Source organism: Virgibacillus sp. W0181 (genome assembly GCF_051846915.1).
Taxonomy (GTDB): domain Bacteria; phylum Bacillota; class Bacilli; order Bacillales; family Amphibacillaceae; genus JBPYCR01.
The window spans coordinates 91,572-113,505 of the sequence record NZ_JBPYCR010000006.1; the positions used below are offsets into that span (position 1 = coordinate 91,572).

The 21,934-nt window shown below is 38.2% G+C and carries 24 protein-coding genes and 1 other annotated feature; of the genes, 2 read left to right on the forward strand and 22 right to left on the reverse strand.

What is annotated here, in order from left to right:
- Window positions 1-8 precede the first annotated feature (8 nt).
- Complete coding sequence (secDF, locus tag ACLIBG_RS04290) at window positions 9-2,267, reverse strand: protein translocase subunit SecDF (protein ID WP_439311486.1); 2,259 nt, start codon at window positions 2,265-2,267, stop codon at window positions 9-11.
- A gap of 56 nt (window positions 2,268-2,323) precedes the next feature.
- Window positions 2,324-2,617 carry a post-transcriptional regulator gene (locus ACLIBG_RS04295; RefSeq protein WP_439311487.1) on the reverse strand — a complete coding sequence of 98 codons (294 nt, stop codon included), beginning with the start codon at window positions 2,615-2,617 and terminating at the stop codon, window positions 2,324-2,326.
- A 115-nt stretch (window positions 2,618-2,732) separates the two neighbouring features.
- Between ACLIBG_RS04295 and spoVB the strand changes: the two genes are divergently transcribed.
- On the forward strand, window positions 2,733-4,286 hold the full coding sequence (gene spoVB, locus ACLIBG_RS04300; protein ID WP_439311488.1) for a stage V sporulation protein B: 1,554 nt from the start codon (window positions 2,733-2,735) through the stop codon (window positions 4,284-4,286).
- Window positions 4,287-4,531: 245 nt separating this feature from the next.
- Window positions 4,532-4,912, forward strand: coding sequence for a TIGR04086 family membrane protein (locus ACLIBG_RS04305; RefSeq protein WP_439311489.1), 381 nt, complete (start codon window positions 4,532-4,534; stop codon window positions 4,910-4,912).
- A 658-nt stretch (window positions 4,913-5,570) separates the two neighbouring features.
- Here the strand turns inward: ACLIBG_RS04305 and yajC are convergent.
- The 20 genes from yajC to ACLIBG_RS04405 form a co-directional block, all read right to left on the reverse strand.
- Window positions 5,571-5,831, reverse strand: coding sequence for a preprotein translocase subunit YajC (gene yajC / locus ACLIBG_RS04310; protein ID WP_439311490.1), 261 nt, complete (start codon window positions 5,829-5,831; stop codon window positions 5,571-5,573).
- A 20-nt stretch (window positions 5,832-5,851) separates the two neighbouring features.
- Window positions 5,852-6,988, reverse strand: coding sequence for a tRNA guanosine(34) transglycosylase Tgt (tgt, locus tag ACLIBG_RS04315; protein WP_439311491.1), 1,137 nt, complete (start codon window positions 6,986-6,988; stop codon window positions 5,852-5,854).
- Window positions 6,989-7,006: 18 nt separating this feature from the next.
- On the reverse strand, window positions 7,007-8,035 hold the full coding sequence (gene queA, locus ACLIBG_RS04320) for a tRNA preQ1(34) S-adenosylmethionine ribosyltransferase-isomerase QueA (RefSeq protein WP_439311492.1): 1,029 nt from the start codon (window positions 8,033-8,035) through the stop codon (window positions 7,007-7,009).
- 23 nt (window positions 8,036-8,058) lie between these two features.
- Entirely contained in the window at window positions 8,059-8,256 is a 198-nt protein-coding gene (locus tag ACLIBG_RS04325; RefSeq protein WP_439311493.1) for a DUF2905 domain-containing protein, read from the reverse strand.
- Complete coding sequence (gene ruvB, locus ACLIBG_RS04330; RefSeq protein ID WP_439311494.1) at window positions 8,253-9,257, reverse strand: Holliday junction branch migration DNA helicase RuvB; 1,005 nt, start codon at window positions 9,255-9,257, stop codon at window positions 8,253-8,255. Before ruvB ends, ACLIBG_RS04325 begins: the two co-directional genes overlap by 4 nt.
- Before the next feature lie 18 nt (window positions 9,258-9,275).
- Entirely contained in the window at window positions 9,276-9,881 is a 606-nt protein-coding gene (ruvA, locus tag ACLIBG_RS04335; protein WP_439311495.1) for a Holliday junction branch migration protein RuvA, read from the reverse strand.
- Window positions 9,882-9,981: 100 nt separating this feature from the next.
- Window positions 9,982-10,710, reverse strand: coding sequence for a YebC/PmpR family DNA-binding transcriptional regulator (locus tag ACLIBG_RS04340; protein ID WP_439311496.1), 729 nt, complete (start codon window positions 10,708-10,710; stop codon window positions 9,982-9,984).
- 197 nt (window positions 10,711-10,907) lie between these two features.
- Window positions 10,908-11,450 (reverse strand): YhcN/YlaJ family sporulation lipoprotein, encoded by a 543-nt coding sequence (locus ACLIBG_RS04345; RefSeq protein WP_439311525.1) that lies wholly within the window; start codon window positions 11,448-11,450, stop codon window positions 10,908-10,910.
- A gap of 61 nt (window positions 11,451-11,511) precedes the next feature.
- On the reverse strand, window positions 11,512-12,258 hold the full coding sequence (gene nadE, locus ACLIBG_RS04350; RefSeq protein ID WP_439311497.1) for an NAD(+) synthase: 747 nt from the start codon (window positions 12,256-12,258) through the stop codon (window positions 11,512-11,514).
- 618 nt (window positions 12,259-12,876) lie between these two features.
- Window positions 12,877-14,103: an IS110 family transposase gene (locus ACLIBG_RS04355; RefSeq protein ID WP_439311526.1), complete on the reverse strand. Its 1,227-nt coding sequence runs from the start codon at window positions 14,101-14,103 to the stop codon at window positions 12,877-12,879.
- A gap of 345 nt (window positions 14,104-14,448) precedes the next feature.
- On the reverse strand, window positions 14,449-15,420 hold the full coding sequence (gene safA, locus ACLIBG_RS04360) for a SafA/ExsA family spore coat assembly protein (protein WP_439311498.1): 972 nt from the start codon (window positions 15,418-15,420) through the stop codon (window positions 14,449-14,451).
- A gap of 321 nt (window positions 15,421-15,741) precedes the next feature.
- Window positions 15,742-16,596 carry a prephenate dehydratase gene (gene pheA, locus ACLIBG_RS04365; protein WP_439311499.1) on the reverse strand — a complete coding sequence of 285 codons (855 nt, stop codon included), beginning with the start codon at window positions 16,594-16,596 and terminating at the stop codon, window positions 15,742-15,744.
- A 16-nt stretch (window positions 16,597-16,612) separates the two neighbouring features.
- A complete protein-coding gene (locus ACLIBG_RS04370; protein WP_439311500.1) occupies window positions 16,613-17,059 on the reverse strand; it encodes an ACT domain-containing protein in 447 nt (148 codons plus the stop codon).
- Window positions 17,060-17,089: 30 nt separating this feature from the next.
- Complete coding sequence (gene obgE, locus ACLIBG_RS04375) at window positions 17,090-18,361, reverse strand: GTPase ObgE (RefSeq protein WP_439311501.1); 1,272 nt, start codon at window positions 18,359-18,361, stop codon at window positions 17,090-17,092.
- Between the two features lie 15 nt (window positions 18,362-18,376).
- Complete coding sequence (locus ACLIBG_RS04380; protein ID WP_439311502.1) at window positions 18,377-18,907, reverse strand: Spo0B domain-containing protein; 531 nt, start codon at window positions 18,905-18,907, stop codon at window positions 18,377-18,379.
- 144 nt (window positions 18,908-19,051) lie between these two features.
- Complete coding sequence (gene rpmA, locus ACLIBG_RS04385) at window positions 19,052-19,348, reverse strand: 50S ribosomal protein L27 (RefSeq protein ID WP_439311503.1); 297 nt, start codon at window positions 19,346-19,348, stop codon at window positions 19,052-19,054.
- A 14-nt stretch (window positions 19,349-19,362) separates the two neighbouring features.
- Window positions 19,363-19,686 carry a ribosomal-processing cysteine protease Prp gene (locus ACLIBG_RS04390; RefSeq protein WP_439311504.1) on the reverse strand — a complete coding sequence of 108 codons (324 nt, stop codon included), beginning with the start codon at window positions 19,684-19,686 and terminating at the stop codon, window positions 19,363-19,365.
- Between the two features lie 9 nt (window positions 19,687-19,695).
- Entirely contained in the window at window positions 19,696-20,004 is a 309-nt protein-coding gene (gene rplU, locus ACLIBG_RS04395) for a 50S ribosomal protein L21 (RefSeq protein WP_439311505.1), read from the reverse strand.
- A gap of 16 nt (window positions 20,005-20,020) precedes the next feature.
- Window positions 20,021-20,089, reverse strand: a sequence feature (ribosomal protein L21 leader region).
- Between the two features lie 87 nt (window positions 20,090-20,176).
- A complete protein-coding gene (locus tag ACLIBG_RS04400; RefSeq protein WP_439311506.1) occupies window positions 20,177-21,043 on the reverse strand; it encodes a M50 family metallopeptidase in 867 nt (288 codons plus the stop codon).
- Complete coding sequence (locus ACLIBG_RS04405) at window positions 21,027-21,791, reverse strand: peptidoglycan DD-metalloendopeptidase family protein (RefSeq protein WP_439311507.1); 765 nt, start codon at window positions 21,789-21,791, stop codon at window positions 21,027-21,029. Before ACLIBG_RS04405 ends, ACLIBG_RS04400 begins: the two co-directional genes overlap by 17 nt.
- Between the last annotated feature and the right edge of the window lie 143 nt (window positions 21,792-21,934).

The window sequence follows — 21,934 nt, forward strand, 5'->3', positions numbered from 1 at the left end:
ATATGATTTTATACTTGCGGTCCTTCTATCTTCTTTTTCTTTGTAAAGTCCAGTGGTCTTTCTTTTAATGAACGACCACGCCATACGAGCCAGAGCTGTGACGCTAGAAACAAGGATGAATACGTTCCGGCGATTAAGCCAACAGCTAAGGCAATAGCAAATCCAAAAATTGATTGTGCTCCTAGGATAAGAAATGCTAACACAGCAATCATCGTTGTTACAGTTGTATTAATGCTGCGCATAAATGTTTGTACCAAGCTTGTATTTACAATTTTTGCAAGCTCTTTGGCAGACTTGATGACGCGGTTTTTATTTCTTATATTTTCCCTAATCCGGTCAAATACAACGATGGTGTTATTAATCGAATACCCGATTATTGTCAAGATAGCCGCAACAATCGTAACATCAAATTCTATTCTAGTAATGCTAAAGACGACCAAAAGGAAAAATGTATCATGCAATAATGCAATAATTGCCGTAATGGCAAAGAAAAATTCAAACCTTAAAGTTACATAAATGATCATCCCTATAGAGGCAATCGCTAGTGCGTAAATAGCATTCTTCACAAGTTCTTCACCGACAATTGAAGAAACGACACTGACATTCGGCTCATTTCCGTACAATTCACTAAAGTGTTGTTTCACATCAGCAATTCGATCATCAGTCAATACTTTATCGAAACGGATAACAGCAATTTCGCTGTTCTCACCAGATAAAACAATCGATTTTGGTTCCAACTCCATTTCTTCTACACTTGATTCAATTTCCTCTGTAGTTAAAGTTTCTTCTGCTAAAACCTCTACTCTCGAACCGCTCGTAAAGTCGATTCCCGGATTTAATTTAAAAAGTAGCAGTGATACGCATCCGATTATCAGAACGAAAGTAGTGAACACAAATATTTTTTTCTGATGTTTTACAACGTCGACGGTTCGATTAAATATCGTTGGTTCTTCTTCCGTCGTATCGGAAATATCTTTAATCTGACTTTGTTTTACACCGAACCAGCCTGGTCGATTATTCAAGTAGCGCGTTTTTATCCAGAGGCCGAGCAGTAGTCTTGTCCCATAGACAGCTGTTAAAAAGCTCACTGCAATACTGACGATGAGCATTGTAGCAAATCCTTTAACTGAACTCGTACCAAACATAAATAAAACAGCAGCAGCGAGCAACGTAGTTATATTTGCATCAACAATCGTTTTTAGTGAGTTCTTTGAACCTGCTTTAAACGCAGCTAACAATGATTTACCTGTTCTCATTTCCTCTTTGATTCTTTCAAAGGTGATAACATTAGCGTCAACGGCCATACCTACCCCTAAAATAAGAGCAGCAATACCCGGCAACGTTAATACACCATTCATTAATCCAAATACAAGTAAAATAATGTATATGTAGATAGCTAAATTAATGGATGCAATCAATCCAGGAAAACGATACGCCGACATCATAAAAATAAAAATAAGTCCTACACCAATAAATCCTGCAAATACCGTTTTATTTAATGCTTGTTCACCAAACTGGGCACCTACAGACGTCGAATATAATTCATTCATATGTACCGGCAAAGACCCTGAATTAATAATATTAGCCAACCGCTGTGCCGATTCAACCGTGAAGTCCCCGGTTATTTGGACACTTGTGGAGTTAATAACTTCCCCAACTTTCGGGGCAGAAATATATTTAGGATTCTCTTTTTTCACTTCCTCGGCAAAAGAATCATCTTCTTGATAATCCATCCAAATAACAAGCAAATTGTTCGGTTCGCCCATGTTTTTAATTTTTTTTGTCACTTCTGCAAATTTGTTCGCATCTTTTAATTGAAGAGTAACCATAGGGGCATTTGAATTTGGGTCAAAATCCTGTTTGGCACTGCCTTCTTTAATATCTGATCCATCCAAATATTCTTTGTCGTTTACATCACGAAAGGACAATATCGCAGATGTTGATAAAATTTCTCTTGCCTCTGTTTGATCTTCCACACCTGCAAGTTGGACTCGGATACGGTCTTCACCTTCAATATCAATAACAGTTTCACTAATACCGAGTCGGTTCACGCGATCATTAAGCGTCTGAACAGTCGACTCTAGAAGTTTTCTGGAAACTTCCTGGTCGTCATCCACGGGTTCTACTTCATAAAGTACTTCGAATCCACCTTGTAGATCGAGCCCTAAATTAATATTTTTACTTACGCCTGTTGCAGTTGTTCCAATCGTAGCTGCAAATACGATAACGATTAGAAAAAAAGTAATAATTCTACCTCTTTTTTTCATATGAATCTTTTCCTCCCTCTATTCAATGGGAATTAATGCCGAATATGTAATAAAAATTAATTATTTCCTTCGTTCAGCGCATGGATTGAAGCCATTAAGTCATCTTCCTGTACTTGAGCATTAACTGTTAAATAACTCATATATATATTTGTGTTCAAGTGGAAAATATCTTGCACTACTTCATGCAATCGTTTGGAAGGGTTATTTTTCCATAACTTTGTATTGAGACATTCCCATATCCCTTCTGGTGTTGCCTCTTTATACCCCATTAATTGAAACTCTCTCGCTTTGCTAATAAGTGCTGGTTCAATAGATGCTTTCCAGTCTCTAACCGTTTTTAATTGTTCCAAATGGTCCCCCTCCTACAGCGAGACGAATTAATAGTTCTTGTCATGCTTGGACGACATGCTCGCATATATATCATTGTATATGAATTTTTATTTTTTGAGAAGGCAGGCGTTATAAATGACGAAACAGTCATTTCTAAAAGGAACATTAATATTAATTCTAGCTGGCATGATTACACGTTTTTTAGGTTTTATTAACCGGATTGTCGTTGCACGTTTAATGGGTGAAGAAGGTGTAGGTCTTTATATGATGGCCCTGCCGACCCTTTTTTTAGTCATTACACTATCTCAAATTGGACTACCTGTAGCCATTTCAAAACGGATAGCTGAAGCGGACGCAAAAAATGATACATTGAAAGTTAAAAAAATACTTGTTGTTTCATTAGTCATTGTTACCATAACAAGCATCATTTTTACAATCGGAATGATTATTGCTATCCCATACATTGCAACTTCATTATTGACAGATGAGCGGACAATCTATCCCTTGCTTGCCATCAGCCCAATTGTACCAATCATTGCGGTGTCGTCTGTGCTGAAGGGATATTTTCAAGGAAAGCAGAATATGAAACCGCAAAGTTACGCCCAAGTAATCGAGCAGGTCATTCGTATTTCTTTTGTATTTATATTGGTCAAAATAACATTACCGTATGGTGTGGAATTTGCCGCTGCCGGTGCGATGGTCAGTGTCATTATCGGCGAACTCGTGTCATTATTTTTTATGTTTTACTTGTTTAAAAGAAAAAAAGTTGTTTCCATAAGACATCGGTTTTTTTTCTATTTAAAAGAGAGCAAGCACACGTTGAAAGAATTATTTTCGATCGCACTCCCTAACACGGGAAGCAGATTAATCAGTTCGGTATCCAACTTTATGGAACCGATCATCGTTGCGCAAAGTTTAGCAATTGCCGGCGTAGCCACAACTGTAGCGACTAAACAGTATGGTGAGCTAACCGGATTTGTACTTCCATTATTATTTTTACCTACTTTTATTACACATTCTCTGTCAATTGCATTAGTTCCCTCTATCGCCGAAGCAGAAGCAAAAAACAATCAACGTCTTACCCATTATCGTATTCATCAATCGATACGAATTTCGTTCGCATCCGGTGCTCTCGCAACCATTGTTCTCACCATTTTTTCTGTAACTATACTAACATATATGTATGGAACCGCAAACGCAAGTAAATTTTTAGTACTAATGGCTCCTTTTTTCATCATGTTATACATCCAATCTCCTTTACAAGCCGCGCTTTTAGCACTGGATCTTGCCAAGCCGGCAATGTTCAATAGCTTAGTCGGTGCATTCTTTAAATTTATCACTTTATTTATGCTCGCTTCAAATAAAGATTTTGGAATTAACGGTGTTGCTATTGCCATGTCTGTCGGAGTAGTTCTTATCACTTTGCTGCATTTGGCTACTTTATATAAATCTATTCGGTTTTTTATCCGATTTTCTGACATATGGAAAATGATTGTACTTGTATCACTCACTTCTGTTATTGCTAGTGGATTAAAAGTAGTTTATCAAGGAATGGATTCCAATCTTCTCGTGTTTATTGCAATGCTGATTTTGCTTAGTATTTTTTATATTATTTGTTTATTTTTACTAAGATTTATTACGAGAGATGAATTAAAGCAAATACCCGTCCTTCAAAAATGGGTGTCTTAATGTTGCATACTTCGGGACTTCATCTTCCAGTGTATCCATAACAATTTACTAAAATTCTTTCAACAGTGTTGTACTTCTCTTAGCAGTTAATTCCTTAAAAATGATTTGGATTCCTACTTACTTTTGAAGTGGAATTTCACCATTGTTAATACGGGATTTAATTTTTTCTTATTTTTCCGTCTAAATTTTGTCCAATTGAATAAAATGGTTATAGATGGACAATCAGAGGGGGTGTCGAACAAATAATGGAAAAGAATCATTTTACTGCTATGGTATATGGTTGGATTGTGATTTTGGGATTGATCCTTGTTTCAAGTGTTACACTTGCCTTTCTATTACGATTCACTTCTTTTAACGAGCCGACGATATCCTATGTAACATTAGCAATTGGTCTTATTTCTTTATTTACCGGAGGAATTGTTGCAGGTATTAAAGGAAAAGGTAAAGGGTGGTTAATTGGCGGGATAACCGGTCTTGGGTTTACAATCTTTACATTTTCCGTACAATACCTTGGATATCAACAAGCGTTTACGATGGAACAATCGCTGCATCATGCGGGATATATATTGGCAGCGTTGCTAGGCGGCATGATTGGCGTGAATCTTGTCGTAGCAAACAAAGAATAACGACATAGCACTCAGGAGTAAATCTAAAATTATTTTTTAGAAATACAGGATAGAAAGTCTAGGACGTCACTTTTTATTGGTTGGGTTTCTTGCGTAGTGGTTGTAAGCTGCGACGTAGCCTACAGAGATAGTAATTGTCTTTATCATACCGCTACGGAAATATACCACGCTTTCACCCACGGGGCACAAGCGCGACATCCGTTCATGCATTCACATTCACGGTGTCTTCTTAGCCGCGGGCGGCTGGTGGGCCTTCTCGTGCTTTGCACTGGACCCAAATAATTTCACCCTTTAAGATGGTTGTTTGGAGCGGAGGGCAGTTGACTCCTAGTCGGCTTCCTGTAAGCCACTGAAAAATTAAGTTCTTGAGAATAATGATCAGCATATATCATGTTGATTGGATCGCAAGGCGGCGAGTCCTGCGGGAAAGCGAGACAGCTGAGACCCTGCAGGAGCGTAGCGACGAAGCGGTTAAGCGCTCGCCCGCGGAGAGCGTCTGCCTGAAGCGGAAATCAACCGTAGCTACGTCGTAGTTTATGGTTAATTAGCAACAAGGTGCAAAAAAATCCGAACAGATGAAATTCTGGGTACAGAATTTTTAAATCATCGTTCGGATTTCTCTTTGGTTAAACACTTTTGGTTTATGTACGGCAATCCTTTAGCTCTGTTTCACTTCGCGGATTGCGGAACGGTCATACTTCATCCTGCTATTTTCTCCACAGGCGATTACGACGGTGTCTTCATCAATAGCATGTACTTCCCCATGTAATCCACCAATCGTTATGACAGCATCTCCTTTTTTCAGTTCCGACTGCATTTGTCTAACTTGTTTCTGACGTTTTTGCTGTGGACGTATAAGTAGAAAATAGAAGATCACAAACATTAAAATAATTGGTGATAGCGATATAAGCGTCTCCATTATATATTATCCTCCCTTCACTAAAAGTTTTTCGAATGCATATCATTGAATCCATATTGTTCAAAGAATGCCTCTTTAAAGTCGCCAAGACGATCATCAAAAATTGCTGTTCGTACTTGCTCCATCAATTTTAACAGAAAATATAAGTTATGGTAAGTAGTAAGTCTAAATCCAAACGTTTCGTTACATTTAATTAAGTGGCGAATATACGCTCTCGTATAATTCTGACACACATGACAGCTGCAATTTTCATCAATTGGCCCGAAATCACGGGCATATTTGGCATTTCTTACTACAAGTCTTCCATTAGACGTCATACACGTCCCATTACGAGCAATCCTTGTCGGCAAAACACAGTCAAACATATCAATTCCTCGCATGGCACCTTCTATTAAAGAATCAGGAGAACCGACTCCCATTAAGTAACGAGGTTTATTGCTTGGCATGAGCGGCGTTGTATACTCCAGCACGTTATTCATAATATGTTTAGGTTCACCTACAGATAGCCCACCTATAGCATACCCGGGAAAATCCAGTGATATAAGATCTCTGGCACTTTGTTTACGTAAATTTTCATATTCTCCACCTTGAATGATTCCAAATAACCCTTGTTGATCACTGCGATTATGTGCTTTTAAACATCTCTCTGCCCACCTCGTAGTGCGCTCAATGGAGTCTTTCATATAATCCTGTGTTGCAGGAAAAGGCGGGCATTCATCCAAGACCATCATAATATCGGGGCCGAGATCATTTTGAATTTGCATTGCTTTTTCCGGTGAAAAGAATAGCTTTTCTCCACTCAGGTGGTGTCTGAAGTGAACACCTTTTTCGCTGATTTCTCGTGTATTGCTCAAACTGAACACCTGAAAACCGCCCGAATCAGTTAAAATAGGTCGATCCCAGTTCATAAAGGTATGCAACCCACCGGCTTCTTTAATGATATCTTCCCCTGGTCGCAACCAGAGATGATATGTATTGGATAATATAATTTGGGCGTTCATGTCCACCAACTCTTCCGGACTCATCGTTTTCACAGTAGCCAACGTTCCAACAGGCATGAACATCGGCGTGTCAAAGGTACCGTGGGGGGTGTGGACTTTACCAAGTCTTGCGCCCGTTTGTTTGCACGTTTTTATTAATTCATAAGTTATTGGCATATTATCCTTCAGTCCCTATTATATAATTAACATAGCATCTCCGAAGCTGAAAAATCGATACTGTTTTTCAACTGCTTCTTTATACGCTTGTAATATTTCATTTTTTCCCGCAAACGAACTGACTAGCATTATTAGTGTCGATTTTGGTAAATGAAAGTTTGTAACTAGTCCATCAATTGCTCGAAACGAATAAGGAGGATATATAAATATATCTGTCCAGCCGCTGGAAGCTTTCAACTTCCCATTATTGTCTCTCGCTATCGTCTCTAGTGTTCGAGTAGTGGTTGTTCCAACAGCAATAATCTTTCCACCTTGTCTTTTTGTTGCATTCAAATCATCAGCCGTTTGCTGGGATATATGATAATATTCGGCATGCATACGATGTTCTTCCACCGTATTCACACTAACCGGGCGAAACGTACCGAGGCCAACATGCAACGTTATATACTTAACTGAAACACCTTTTTTTTGGATCACTTCCAGCAACTCTTCAGTAAAATGGAGACCTGCTGTTGGGGCTGCAGCTGATCCGGTTTCCTTTGCATAAACGGTTTGATAACGTTCTTTTTCAGGCAATTGTTTTTTTATATACGGTGGAAGCGGCATTTCTCCCAATTCTTCCAGGATTTCATAAAAAATACCATTATAATTTAATTGAAACGTACACGCCCCATGCTCTTGTTTTGCGGTGCATACCATCCGCAACTTTCCGTCACCTACAATAATTTCAGTGCCAACTTTAACACGTTTCGCTGGCTTTACAAGAGTTTCCCACCGATCTTTTTCTTGTTGATGAAGCAACAATACTTCTATATTAGCACCAGAATCTTTCTTGACACCATAAATCCTTGCAGGGAGTACACGTGTATCATTCAGCACTAAACAATCGCCTTCATTCAAATACTCCACTACATCCGTAAAAAAACGATGTGCTGTGTTCTTTTGTTCCCTATCCAATACGAGCAGACGAGATGCAGATCGATCTTTTAAAGGGGTTTGTGCTATAAGTTGTTCAGGTAGATCAAAATTAAAATCTTCTACATTCATTTGTATATTCTCCCAGATAGTTATTAACGAAATTTACTTAAAATAAACAAGATGAGCGAAAGAACGACACTGATAACGATAGAAGTCATGATAGGGAAATGAAAAGAAACGTTGCCTTTTTTAAAGCTGATATCTCCCGGCAGTTTGCCTATAAATGTCCAAATGATACCAATAAGTAAAAAAACTATTCCGAGCAAAATAAACAGCTTGCCCGCATTCATTCCTTATCATTCACTTTCAATCCAAAATGTGCATATGCTTTTTCCGTCACAAGTCTGCCCCTTGGGGTTCGTTGAATGAATCCAACTTGCAACAGGTAAGGTTCATATACATCTTCTATCGTCTGTGATTCTTCGCCAATTGTAGCGGCAATCGTATCAAGACCGACTGGGCCTCCGCTAAATCCTTCTATAATGCCTTTTAATAATTTGTGATCAATATGATCCAGTCCAGCATCATCTACTTGAAGCATGTGTAAAGCTGTATCTGTAGTAGGCAAACTAATTTCCCGTTCACCTTTCACTTGTGAAATATCCCGAATTCTTTTGAAAAGCCGATTGGCGATCCTTGGTGTTCCTCTCGCCCGTCGTGCCACTTCCGCAGCAGCCTCTTTTGTTATGGTTGTGTCAAAAATTTCTGCCGTTCGTTCAATAATAGCACACAAATCCTTCGCTTCATAAAATTCCAGACGGCTCAATACACCAAACCTGTCCCGAAGCGGTGCTGACAAAAGACCTGCTCTTGTTGTTGCTCCAACCAGAGTAAATGGCGGAAGATCTATTCTTACAGAACGGGCACTTGGTCCAGTTCCAATAACAATATCCAGAAAGAAATCTTCCATTGCTGGATAAAGTACTTCTTCAACAGAATGGGGCAAGCGGTGAATCTCATCGATAAATAACACATCACCCGGTTCAAGTGAAGATAGAATTGCTGCCAAATCCCCCGCTCGCTCGATAGCTGGGCCGGAAGTGGAGCGAAATTGTACGTCCATCTCGTTGGCAATGATTGCCGCTAATGTTGTTTTCCCCAACCCCGGCGGTCCATATAATAAGACATGATCAAGAGGTTCATTACGCATTTTTGCAGCTTGGATAAAGATACTCAAGTTCTCTTTCACTTTATTCTGACCAATATATTGATTTAAAAACGAAGGGCGCAAGCTTAATTCAACAGATGCATCGTCACCTGTCTCCTCACCGGTAATGATTCGGTCTTCCATTGGATTCGCCCCCTTTTATCAGTTTTTCATTAATAATGCTAAAGCATTTCGAATGATTTCGTCGGTACTTCCCTGAGGTGTCTTTATCAGCTGGGATTTAACCCCACCAATCTCACGTTCTGAATATCCTAATGCCTTTAATGCCGCAAATGCTTCCTCGAGCTTATCAGTAGCTCTTGTATTTGCTTCTTTATCTTCTACAGGAATGTTGGCCACTCGAAGGAGTCCGGTTAGTTTCCCCTTCAGGTCAAGTATAATTTGTCTCGCTGTCTTTTTCCCCACACCTGGGAATTTCGTTAAGTATTTGTCGTCTTCCTGCTCGATCGCCTGAATAAATTCATCCACGTCCACACTGCCGAGAATGGCTATTCCACTTTTTGGTCCAATACCGGATACAGAAATAAGCTTTACAAATAAAAACTTTTCATCTTCTGTTTCAAATCCATATAAATGTTGAGCATCTTCTCTGACATGATGATAAGTATAAATAAGTATTTCTTTATTCAGCAACGGCTGAAAGACATAAGGATCAGCACATAGGATTTCATAACCAACTCCGTTAACATCGACCGTTATTGTTTCCTCATAAATGAACGTCAATGTCCCTCTAATATAAGCAATCATTCCCCAATCCCCTTTATGAACTTTGAACGCTTCCTCTATGTTAGAATGCTGCAAAACCGATTTTTAGTCCGGTAAAAAGATTTGAAAGCTGTAATTCACTCTACTGAGTCATTTCCCAATTATGATGTACATCCTGAACATCTTCGGAATCTTCCAGCATATCAATTAACTGAAGCATTTTTCCTTGTTCTTCTTCTCTGATTTGGCTATACGTTTGTGGAATTAATGTAACTTCTGTCTCTTCAATTATATATCCTGCTTCCCGCAATTGGTCGGCTACAGCTTGTAATTCCTCCGGTAAAGTATATATTTCATATAAGCCATCTGATGCTTCAATATCCTCTGCACCAGCTTCAATCGCGGCTAAAGTAATTTCTTCTTCATTTACACTTTTATCTGTATTTAAAATAACAATATAACCTTTCCTATCAAACATGAAAGAAACACAACCTGTTTCTCCAAGATTACCGTTATTTTTTGTAAATGCATGCCTTACTTCTGATGCTGTTCTGTTTCTGTTATCTGTTAAAACATGAACAATAATGGCAGTTCCGCCTGGACCGTATCCTTCGTAAGTAATTTCTTCGTAACTTGCTCCATCCATTGTGCCTGTTGCTTTCTTTATAGCGCGATCTATATTATCATTAGGCATATTATCCGCTTTTGCTTTATCAATCGCTAGGCGTAATGCGGGATTCGTGGTCACATCCCCTCCTTGCTTAGCGGCAGTGTAGATTGCCTTTGCGTGACGCATAAATATTTTACCTCTTTTAGCATCTTGTGCATTCTTTCTTCTCTGTATATTGTGCCATTTGGAATGACCAGCCACTGGACATTCTCCTCTCTAGGAAATTCATGTTAAGTATACCAAAAATAGCGGCATATATTAAGTGGGAGCCTTTTCGAGCACTGTTCGTGTAGCTCTTACAATAATTAATAAAAATAATCGTAATTAATTAGAATCATCTTTTTTATTATAACATACAGTTTCTGATCAAAATGAAAACCCCTGCTTTGTAACAAGGGTTAGTCTTTAAGGCGAATATTAAAGTTGTCCTCCAAATAATGTTCTAGGTTTTCTCCGATTTCTCTTTGTTTTAATCCTGACTGTAGATTTCTCATCCGGTTCCAGTGAATATCATCTGTATAAATTATTACTTCCTTGGCAGGGACGATTTCTTGTACATCCTGCTTTATGCTGTTTGTTATATTATCGTTCGTATAGTCCTTCAATGTAACAGAAACGATTACGGTATCTTCGATTGTTGCTACCTGACTTTGTTTAATGTCTGTACGTTTATGCAGTTTTTGAGTAATTAATCTAGCCTCTTTTGAATTAAAAAGCTTGCTTTCATTTCCGTCCAGTGCAATACCTTTCTCATCACTTTGATAATAATCCTTATCTGCATATTCATTAATTCCGAAACGGGCGTTTTGTTCCTCTTTCGATTCATAACGGATTAAATCCGGATTTGTTTCATTAATTTTTTGCTCAGCATCGTCGTTGCCATTTGCACAACCAGTTAATACGAACAGACCGACAGCGAAAAAAGTTATTAGTAATTTCATCAACGTAAAACCTCCTTTACCCGATATTTTTTGAATAAAGGAGAATAATAATCATGTTAATTTAAGGTAAAGTGCGTTTATATTGTTTAGGGATGTTACGTTTATGTTCGGTTTGTTTATGCATTTTTTCAATAACGACCTGATCTTCTTCAGGTATCGGTTCACCTTTAAGGAAACCATCAATATTACTGTATGTTGTACCCATTTCTTCTTCATCTGTCTGACCTTCCCATAAATCAGCACTCGGTTTTTTATTAATGACCGCTTGAGGTACACCTAAAAACGCAGCCATCTCACGTACTTCTTCTTTCGTAAAATCAACAATCGGCAGTATGTCTACACCACCGTCACCGTACTTTGTAAAATATCCAGTATACCATTCAGAGGCATTATCTGTTCCAACGACTAAATAACGGTAATTTGTCGCAATCGTATATAGTGTTCCCATCCGAAGCCTAGCTCTTAGATTGGCATCGGCCAATTGATTCTTTTCACCATTCCATTCATTTCTGTTTTCAAGCGATTCTTTTATATTATTATACATGACCCGATGCGATTCAGTTAAATCAACCGTTATACCTTCAATACCACTTTCAGCAATTACTTGCTGTGCATGGTCAATATCTTTTGGGTTGCTTTTAAGCGGCATTACTACTCCAAGTGAACGTTCCGGAAAAGCACGTTTTATTAAAAAAGCAACAACAGCAGAATCTAATCCACCACTAACCCCTACGGTTAATCCATTTGCATTTGCCATTTTTGTTTGTAATTGCAACCATTCAACTAGTTCATTTACTATTTTTTCCACTGCTGAATCGCTCCCTTTAAAAATAGTTCATCTTCGTTTATTTTATCATGGTACGATATTTTATCAAAAAAAAAGACTAAGAAAAGCGCAAACGCCCCACTTAGAAACGTAGCGACTGCGCCAGCTCAAAGCTGGTGGTTCGATGTTGCCACGCAAAGTGGCGGTTTTAATCGAACATTCCAAACCTTCCTAGATAAAGGAATCATGCCCCTGCAAAAGGGGTATGCCAACGTTGCCCGCAAAGGGCGTATTTAGTTGGCCCTCCTTTACCTGTGCGAATCGATGATAACTTTCACCCAAGGGCATAAGGGCGACTAAGCCTCTGTCTAAAGCCAATCGGCAAGTCTTCTTTATCGTAAGGCGCTGCGGGAAGTCGCCTAGTTTCTGGGCTAGCAGGCTTAGAACGCCACGTCTTGTGGCGTCGCCTGGGACTGCGCGTAAATGCTCGCCCCACCGAAAAGATTTGCACTAGAACTTCCTGTACGTCGAAGCTAGACAGCTATGCGCAAAAATTTATACTTTTGTATGAAAACACTTCCTACAAAAGGCAATTCTAAACTTGGCCCTTCATTATTATATTTTTTTGAAGGGCTTAAATAAACAATCATACAATATTTATTAAGCAGTTTGTTGATCTGATGATGAGATACTGTACCCTTTCCTCTTTAAATACTCAATCATTTTTAATTCTTTATTTTTATGGTGCTGTTGTACATAATTTGGTCCCAGTTCATGATAAGGTTCTCCTGTCTTTAAAATATTGAAAGCAATCGTTATAAGCAAATGAGCCGAAGCCATATTTGCTTTTTTCTTTCCTTGTCGTTTTGCTATTCTTTTTCGATGTGCGGTTATTCGATTATGCTGTCTCGATGTTCCTAATACACATTCTATTGCCGTGGTTTTTAACGCCTTATTTCCTTTTGGCACTTTCGTGTTCTTTTTTTTTCCGGCACTTTCATTATTCCCTGGACTTACACCTACCCACGACGCAGCACGTTTGGGACAATTATCGAAGACGGACATATCAACACCCATCTCGGCAACAAATACAGCGGCTGAATCCTTGTTTACACCAGGAATGGTATCAAGATTCTCTACTTCTTTCCGATAGGGTTCTAAACATTGGTCGATTTGTTCTTCCAAGTTTCTCAATGTTTTCTCCAGGTATATCATGTGTTCCCAATGATAGCGAAGCATATCCCGATGATGACGGCGAATTCGACCATTGATGGATTCCGCTATGTCTGTTAGACTGGCCTTTACACGCTTATGCACCATTTTTTGAAGTTCCTTCACTTCGATTTTTTCACCATTTATAATGGCCTCTAATATTTTACGCCCCGATTTACCAAAAATATTAGATAGAACGGAAGTAAGTTTGATGTTGGCATCCTGAAGAATTTTATGGATACGATTCTGTTCAGCTGTACGGTTATTAACCAGCTTTTTGCGGTAACGGGTAAGGTCCCGTAAATCCCGAATATCTTCTGGTGGGACAAAGCTGCCTTCAATGAGCCCGCTTCGTAATAGTTTGGCTAACCACTCAGCATCTTTAACATCCGTTTTCCTCCCCGGGACATTTTTTACGTGTTTGGCATTGGCAAGCACAGGCCGAAAGTGATTTTCGAGAATATTCCACACCGGTTTCCAATAAACACCCGTACTTTCCATCACGACATCCGTTACTTTCATCGATGTCAACCAATCATTTAGTTTTAATAAACCTTTTGTGGATGTTGAAAAAGATTCGATGGACTTTTTTGGTCGTTTGTCTAAGGGACCATATAAGACACAAGCGACCACTGTTTCCTGGTGCACATCCAAACCTGCACATCTTTCAATCATTGCTTCCACGGGAGAATCACCTCATCATCAAATTAACAATACAAATGACAGTAGTTTTCTTGCAAAACTTTTGTATACGTGATCAAGTCACAATAGATGGTGCTTCTATACTGCCACAACCAGTTTCTTACGCGGGGTAATCCCTTTTGAGGATCCACCATTGTATTTTCGATCTGGTCGTATTGTTATTAACTGTATTGCCATAAATAATAAAGGTATACTCCCAATCAAGATTAACAATTCATTTTCATGATAGATGGTGGCTCGCTCAAGGCGAGCCATGGTGGTTTCTTACCTTTAAAAAAAGAAAAGAGACAAATAACGTCTCTTTTACTCTTTATCCTCTTATAAATCATCCGGTTGATTTATGCTGCTATAAAAATTTGGTGGCGTTGGATTGGTTCGGTATTGCTGATTATAGGATGGATATGACTCCATTTGTTTATTTTCCATATTCATCGCATTCGGGTTTCCCATCGGTTGATTGATGTTCGTCACATTCGGGTATCCCATTGGATAATTTCCTATGTTCGACATATTTGGATTTTCCATTGAATGATTGCCCATGTTCATCATATTCATGTAGTCCATTGAATGATTATGCTGCATGTTTTGTTGCGGTATTTCTGCGACTCCCATTTCATTCATTTGTCCGGGCATATCCATTGCCGGGTACAAATTGGCACCAGGATGCATCCCGCTTGCCCCTTGCATCATTTGAGGCCCTGGCATTGGGTAAGGTTCGGAGCAGTTCCCGCCCATATGTTGTCCCGGAGCATGCAAGGGCATCATGTGCATTTGATTAAAATGCATTGGTTTACAACAACATGGATGAATCATATGACAGCACATCGGCTGCATTGGCATCGGTTGGTGGTAAGCCGGCACTTGTTCCTTCTGTGGAGATGAATATTGCTCCTTTTCCTGGTTCATTTGCATTTGATCGTTCATCGTTTCCTCTTTTTTTGGTTCTTCTGGATAATTAAAGGTCATGTGCTGGTGGACGTTCTGCTCCATAGTGGACATCGGCTGCATTGGAAGAGTAGGCTTTACTTCTTTTGGTTTTGCATTGTCGTCTTCTTTAATGAATGGCTTTGGTTTCATTTCCATTTTCTTTTCTTCTTTTTTGACCGGTGCTTTCCCCATTTCTTTTTTCACTTGCTTTGTAGAACTCGGTATTTTTATTTTCATACCAGGCATAATCATATCCGGGCTTGATATATGACTATTCGTCTGTTTTAACTCTTCAAAATCAACCCCGTATTCCTTTGAAATTTCCCACAATGTATCACCCTTTTGCACAATGTGTATCTTCAAACGGATCAATCTCCTTTCTATCGTTTAAGAAACTAGGCTAATACTCTATATCAACATATGCATTCATTTTGCAAAAGTTGAAAAAAATAGTTGAAAACTTTATAAATGAATTCATTTTAAAATATTAGCAGTACGGATAGTACAATTATAAACATAAAATTTATATTGACTGAGTGGAGCTCCAACCTTGTTTCAGAGCATTTAAGAATAAAAAACGCAATTGCCTGTTCAGACAAATGCGTTTTTTTATTCTAGGTTATTATACAATAATTAAATTTTTTGACGTGTTAAGATCACGCAATAATGGACAGGGCGATCGAGTTAAAAATTCATTTGATATACAGGATAAGTACCAAGTACTGTTACCTGGCATCCGAGTGCTTCCAATTCACCTTTAACTCCAGGAAACAACACATCATCAAAAGGTTCATTTACATCAATAATAAAGAAATATTTTCCCAACCCTGTTTTCATTGGTCTTGATTCAATCTTTGATAAATTCATTTTTCTCCAGGCGAAAGCTGATAAAACCTGATGCAAAACCCCTGCCTGATCACTTGGTAAAGTAATTAAGAGGCTGGTCTTTTCCGTTTGTATTTCGTGATTCACTTTCACCTTGCTTCTATCCTTTGCCAAGACAGCGAATCGAGTATGGTTGTTAGGATAGTCATGTATGTTTTCTTTTAGAATTTTCAGTCCGTATTCCTCGGCGGCCAGTCTATTTCCGATCGCGGCATTTGCTTTCTCTGAGTCACTTACTACTTCCGCTGCTTTTCCAGTGGATGTTTCATAAGCGATGGATGCGTTTGGCGTATATTGGTGGAGAAATTGATGACATTGTGCAATTGCCTGGCTGTGTGAATGTACAGATTCAATTTCCGTCAATGCACCCGAAAAAGACGGATTTACGAGTAAGTGATGTTGTATTGGAACGATAATTTCAGCGACAATCGGCAATCTTACTTGATGAACAAGATAATCAATTGTTAAGTGAACTGTACCTTCAATCGAATTTTCCATAGGTACGACGCCGATCTCAACATCATTTGCAGCTACTGCGTCAATACACTCCGGAATGGTTGTAAAACCTTGTTTATTTTCTCCATTAAATGCTTTGTCTACTGCAATTTTAGTAAATGTACCTTTTGGGCCTAAATAGCCAATTCTATTTTTCAAAAATACTTCCTCCTCGTTATACCCCGGAGCTTAACATATCTACCCGTTCGACAAAATCCAATTGTTGAAGATTGTGAATGAGGTCACTTATACTTCCTTCAATACGCGCTATATCCAAAGATAAGGTAACGTTCGCCTTTCCTTGTATTGGGATTGTTTGGTGAATCGTCAATACGTTACATCCCATTTCAGCTGCAATTTTTAACAATTTAGATAACGTGCCGGTTCGATCTTCAATATGAAAAAACAAAGTGATGATTTTTTCTTTCACCATTGCTTTAAAGGGATAAACTGAATCTCTATATTTGTAGTATGCACTTCTTGACAATCCAACTTCTTGTACCGCTTTATATATCGTCATATCCTGCCCATGTTCAAGCAGCTCTTTTATTTCTATCGTTTTTTTCATCGCTTCCGGTAATACATCATGTCGTACTAAATAAAACTTTTCCTTATCACTCATTACAATCCCTCGTTTTAACATACAGTTTTATCATTCAATAAATTCGAATTCAAAATCAAGTAATCGAACGATGTCTCCATCCAATGCGCCTCGTTTGCGCAATGCATCATCTACACCCATTTTCCTTATTTGTCGGGAAAAGCGTTGTACGGACTCATCCGTAGTAAAGTCAGTCATTTTGAAAAGACGTTCAATTTTTTCACCTGATAAAACGAATGTACCATCGGATTCACGATGAATAGTAAATTGCTCTTTCTGTTGTTCGAAGCGATAGTGCACTTTATCATCGTGTGGTTGTTCTGTTTTCGGAATTGTTTGCAGTTTATCAGCAATAGCGAACAGTACTTCTTTTAATCCACTTTTCGTAAGTGCGGATATAGGAAATACAGGCAGTTGATCGGTCAACTGTTCTTTAAATTGTTGTAAATGATCACTTGCTCCGGGCATGTCCATTTTGTTTGCTATAATAATTTGTGGTCTTTCAAGCAGTTCTTCATCATATTTAGCAAGCTCTGTGTTAATTTTTGTATAGTCATCATATGGATCTCTACCTTCCGTGCGTGCCATATCGATAACATGGACGATTAATCTTGTTCGTTCAACATGACGTAAAAAACGGTGACCTAGACCAATACCTTCATGAGCACCTTCAATTAATCCAGGTAAATCAGCCATAACAAAACTTCGTTGATCTTCTGTAGCTACTACACCTAAGTTCGGAGCCAATGTCGTAAAATGGTAATCTGCAATTTTTGGTTTGGCCGCACTAATAACAGAAAGCAACGTAGACTTTCCTACACTTGGAAATCCAACAAGACCAACATCAGCAATTACTTTCAGTTCAACTGTTATATCATTTTCCTGTCCTGGTTCTCCGTTTTCCGCAATATTTGGAGCTGGATTTTTAGGAGTTGCGAATCGTACGTTTCCCCGACCGCCTCGACCACCTTTAACAATAACTGCGCTTTGTTTATTCGTCGTTAGATCGGCAATAATCGCTCCTGATTCTTTATCATAAACCGTAGTCCCCGGAGGTACGGATACAATGAGCGGTTCTGCATTTTTTCCATGTTTTCCTTTACTCATCCCGTTTTCTCCACGTTTTGCCTTAAAATGCCGATTATAACGGAAATCCATTAGTGTGTTTAAGCCTTCATCAACTTCAAATATAATGTCCCCGCCATTTCCGCCATCACCGCCGGCAGGCCCTCCTTTTGGTACATATTTTTCACGTCTAAAAGCGACAAGGCCATTCCCACCGTCTCCTGCTTTTACAAATACGGTTACTTGATCAACAAACATTACCATTCACCTCTTTCATTGAAAAGAAACTGCAATACTGCATCGAACACCAGAATTCGTTTCCACAATCTCATATGCTTGGTCGGTCATTATTAAATTCTCTTTTAACTCAGCAATTTGAAGCATGTTGCCCTGAAAAGAAAGATGCAGTTCAATTATTTGTTCATCAGGACGTTTATGTAATTCCAAGTTGCCTTCATAGTATTCCTCGCTGTTACAATATTTTGTTAATAATTTAACAAACTGGTCACAAAAATAGACCAACGAGTCATCTATCTGTTCTAGGTTAATATTCTCCGTATGCATGTCATATGTTATTCGTATGTTCTCATGCCTATGATTAAATTCAATTACCCATAATGCAAGTTTTGGTGCATGCAAACTGATTAATTTGCGTTCATTGTGAAAAGAAGCGATCATCTGGCTAACTTTATTCTCTACTTTCTCTAAATTCCCCATACTAGCATAACCATGAACAATTTGTAGTTCGTTTAAAATATCATGTCTATAATTTTGTAGAAATTGCATAAACTTCTTTTCATTCAATTTTTACCCCCCTATTTTATAATAGCAAATAGGCGGAATAATTAATATGTATCCGAAGAGGGATTATTTCTATAATAGCTTAAACACAGTTAGGTTTCTAATAAATTATAAAAACTCCAACCGTAAAGATTGGAGTTTCTACCATTAAGCTTCTTGTGTAACTGGTACTGGATAAATACTAACTTTTTTACGGTCACGACCAAAACGTTCAAATTTAACTACCCCGTCAACTTTGGCGAAAAGCGTATCATCGCCTCCACGGCCAACATTTTCACCAGGATAAATTTTTGTCCCTCTTTGACGGTACAAGATTGACCCGCCGGTTACAAACTGACCGTCTGCACGTTTTGCACCTAATCTTTTGGAATGGGAGTCCCGTCCGTTTCTCGTACTTCCGGCACCTTTTTTCTGTGCAAAAAATTGTAAGTCCAAATGCAACATGTACATGCACCTCCCTATAAAATTTTAATAAATTGCTTATAGTCCCGTTCGATTGTTTGCAAAGAGATAAGCATTGCTTCCAGTAAAAAACTCACCTGGTCTCTTTGTTCTATTTGTATCCCATCAGGCACGGTCGCTTTCAAAAAACCACCGTCCTGTTCTTGTTCAATTTGAAGCTCCATATTACATAGTTCCATAACAGCGTTCACTGCCCCAAATGATACAGCAGAGACACCGGCACATACAAGGTCATATCCATAAGGACCACTTCCTGCATGGCCTTCCAATTGAAATCCATGAATTTTGTTTCCTTTACGAAAAATGGTAACTTTAATCATGTGATTTCCTTAAGCGTTAATCTTATTAATTACCAATTTCGTGTACGGTTGACGATGACCTTGTGTACGATGGTAATTTTTTCTGCGCTTATATTTATATACTCTAATTTTTTTCTGACGACCTTGCTTTTCAACCTTAGCAGTAACAGATGCTCCTTCAACAAATGGAGTTCCAACTTTTACATCGTCTCCACCTACGAAAAGAACTTTATCGAAAGTTACTGTTTCATCAGTTTCAGCATTTACTTTTTCAATATAGATTTCTTGTCCTTCTTCAACCTTTACTTGCTTGCCACCTGTTTCAATAATTGCGTACATACTTCATTGCACCTCCTAATATACTCAGACTCGCCATACAGGTACTTTGAAAGTTTAAACCTGATCTGTGCGGTTGTAGCTTGGTGCTACAATAAGAACAAAATAATGTTACCATAGGTACAATCAAGTGTCAAGACAAACTCGCCTGAAGTCTCCTATAAAACGAAGGCGTTCAATCCGACTTATTTACAAGTTCACCGATCGTTCTATTATATTTTCCATCATTGAAATATAAGTGCAAACACTCACTCTCATCGATTACCGCACGGTTGTGTTCTGAAAAATGGACATAAATTGGATGCTTCTTATCCCGTCTGAACAACGAAAAAACGTCCATTAGCGATGCATTGTTTTTTACAGAAAGCGGGACAACCCCTTTTATCGCTCCTTTACCTTCATAACGGTGCAATAAGAAACGAATAAAAACATAATATCGATGTTTCCATTCCGTACGATTTTCCATCAATAAAAAAATCATAATAAAAAAAGAACTCAATGTAAAGCTGAATATAAATAATTGGTAAATAATTAAAGTTAGAGTGATCACCATCGAAAATCCAATAATGAAGTAATATGCCTTACGAAACGGATGAAAAGAAGACAAACTGAAAAAAAGAAGCTTCCCTCCGTCCAATGGCCATATGGGGAGTAAATTAAATAATAGAATAATTGAATTATAGTAATACACTAATTGTATAACCTGCTCGGGTAAAATTTGACTATATGATAAAGGTATTAAAAAGATAAAGATAATAAGATGTTGCATTGGACCGGCAATCGTTACGAAAAATTCTTCGTTTAATGGCTTGTTTGCATGTTCTTCTACATTCATAACACCACCAAATACCCATAATGTAATATTGCGAATCCGCCATTTAAATATACGAGCCATCGTATAATGCCCCAACTCATGAAAAAAAACAATAAATAAAATGATAAATAATTCGACAAACGTACCGGTAACAAAAGAAATTAAAATGAAGATATACAATATCGGATGTAAATGAATGCGCGGGAAAATGCTATTGTGAATCGTCAACTGGGATCACCTGAATTGGATCAATATATTCGCTGTCTTTTTCTATTGAAAAATAAACAGCTTTATTCTCTTCTGTTGGCTGAAATGCTCCAATAGCCTGATCTTTGTCGATGAATTGGTAAAGATAAACATAAATTGAGCTTAACGATCCATAAGTTGATTGACTATTATCTGGATGCTGCACAACAATCGTCTTTCCCTTTTCTCGGTCATTGCCGGCAAAAATAACGACACCTTCTCTAATCGAAGAAACTTGTGTTGTTTCTTCCGGTGAAATCATAATGCCTGTACCATTTGTTTGAAAAGTTTGTTCCAAACGGCCATTTACCGGCATTGCCACTTGATCTGATGTTAATATTTCCTCTTTTTCAGTTGGTGTAAATGATAACGGTGAGCCAAAGGTTGTATTGTACCATTGATTGACCTTGGCAAAAGGAAATTCTTCTGTAAATGCATACTGGGTCCATTGTTTCGGCTGATCAAGATAATCCGTTTTGGATTCTAAAATCCAAGCAGTCCCAATAAACAAAGCAATAGAAAATACGCCTTTAATAAGAAGACCCGAAAACAATTTGCTGTCATTTCTATGAAGATCTTGTTCAATGGCATTTGGATAATAGCCATGTTTTTCTTCGTCCTGTAGGATCGCTGGATAAATTTGTTTACGTGTTTTACTATCCGCAGGTAAATGCCGCAATTTTTTTCGATGTTTTATTTTTTCTCGTACTTTTTTTACTCCTCTATCCATTTTCTCACAACCCTTGTTCAACATTTCTATCATTGTATGAATATGAAGGACAAGTTATGTGTTTATCCTCTATTTACATAAAAAAAATCAGGCAATAGAAGTAGAATTCTATCGCCTGAAAGATAATTCCTATATTATTCTAT

Excerpts from the sequence above, each read along its gene's own strand:
- ACLIBG_RS04370 (WP_439311500.1), bottom strand. The coding sequence starts at position 17,059 with ATGAGTGATAAGGAAAAGTTTTATTTAGTACGACATGATGTATTACCG.
- ACLIBG_RS04355 (WP_439311526.1), bottom strand. The coding sequence starts at position 14,103 with ATGATTGAAAGATGTGCAGGTTTGGATGTGCACCAGGAAACAGTGGTC.
- ACLIBG_RS04325 (WP_439311493.1), bottom strand. The coding sequence starts at position 8,256 with ATGAATGCGGGCAAGCTGTTTATTTTGCTCGGAATAGTTTTTTTACTT.
- queA (WP_439311492.1), bottom strand. The coding sequence starts at position 8,035 with ATGAATGTAGAAGATTTTAATTTTGATCTACCTGAACAACTTATAGCA.
- rpmA (WP_439311503.1), bottom strand. The coding sequence starts at position 19,348 with ATGTTGCATTTGGACTTACAATTTTTTGCACAGAAAAAAGGTGCCGGA.
- secDF (WP_439311486.1), bottom strand. The coding sequence starts at position 2,267 with ATGAAAAAAAGAGGTAGAATTATTACTTTTTTTCTAATCGTTATCGTA.
- ruvB (WP_439311494.1), bottom strand. The coding sequence starts at position 9,257 with ATGGAAGACCGAATCATTACCGGTGAGGAGACAGGTGACGATGCATCT.
- ACLIBG_RS04305 (WP_439311489.1), top strand. The coding sequence starts at position 4,532 with ATGGAAAAGAATCATTTTACTGCTATGGTATATGGTTGGATTGTGATT.
- yajC (WP_439311490.1), bottom strand. The coding sequence starts at position 5,831 with ATGGAGACGCTTATATCGCTATCACCAATTATTTTAATGTTTGTGATC.
- obgE (WP_439311501.1), bottom strand. The coding sequence starts at position 18,361 with ATGTTTGTTGATCAAGTAACCGTATTTGTAAAAGCAGGAGACGGTGGG.
- tgt (WP_439311491.1), bottom strand. The coding sequence starts at position 6,988 with ATGCCAATAACTTATGAATTAATAAAAACGTGCAAACAAACGGGCGCA.
- rplU (WP_439311505.1), bottom strand. The coding sequence starts at position 20,004 with ATGTACGCAATTATTGAAACAGGTGGCAAGCAAGTAAAGGTTGAAGAA.
- ACLIBG_RS04405 (WP_439311507.1), bottom strand. The coding sequence starts at position 21,791 with ATGGATAGAGGAGTAAAAAAAGTACGAGAAAAAATAAAACATCGAAAA.
- spoVB (WP_439311488.1), top strand. The coding sequence starts at position 2,733 with ATGACGAAACAGTCATTTCTAAAAGGAACATTAATATTAATTCTAGCT.
- ruvA (WP_439311495.1), bottom strand. The coding sequence starts at position 9,881 with ATGATTGCTTATATTAGAGGGACATTGACGTTCATTTATGAGGAAACA.
- ACLIBG_RS04345 (WP_439311525.1), bottom strand. The coding sequence starts at position 11,450 with ATGAAATTACTAATAACTTTTTTCGCTGTCGGTCTGTTCGTATTAACT.
- ACLIBG_RS04390 (WP_439311504.1), bottom strand. The coding sequence starts at position 19,686 with ATGATTAAAGTTACCATTTTTCGTAAAGGAAACAAAATTCATGGATTT.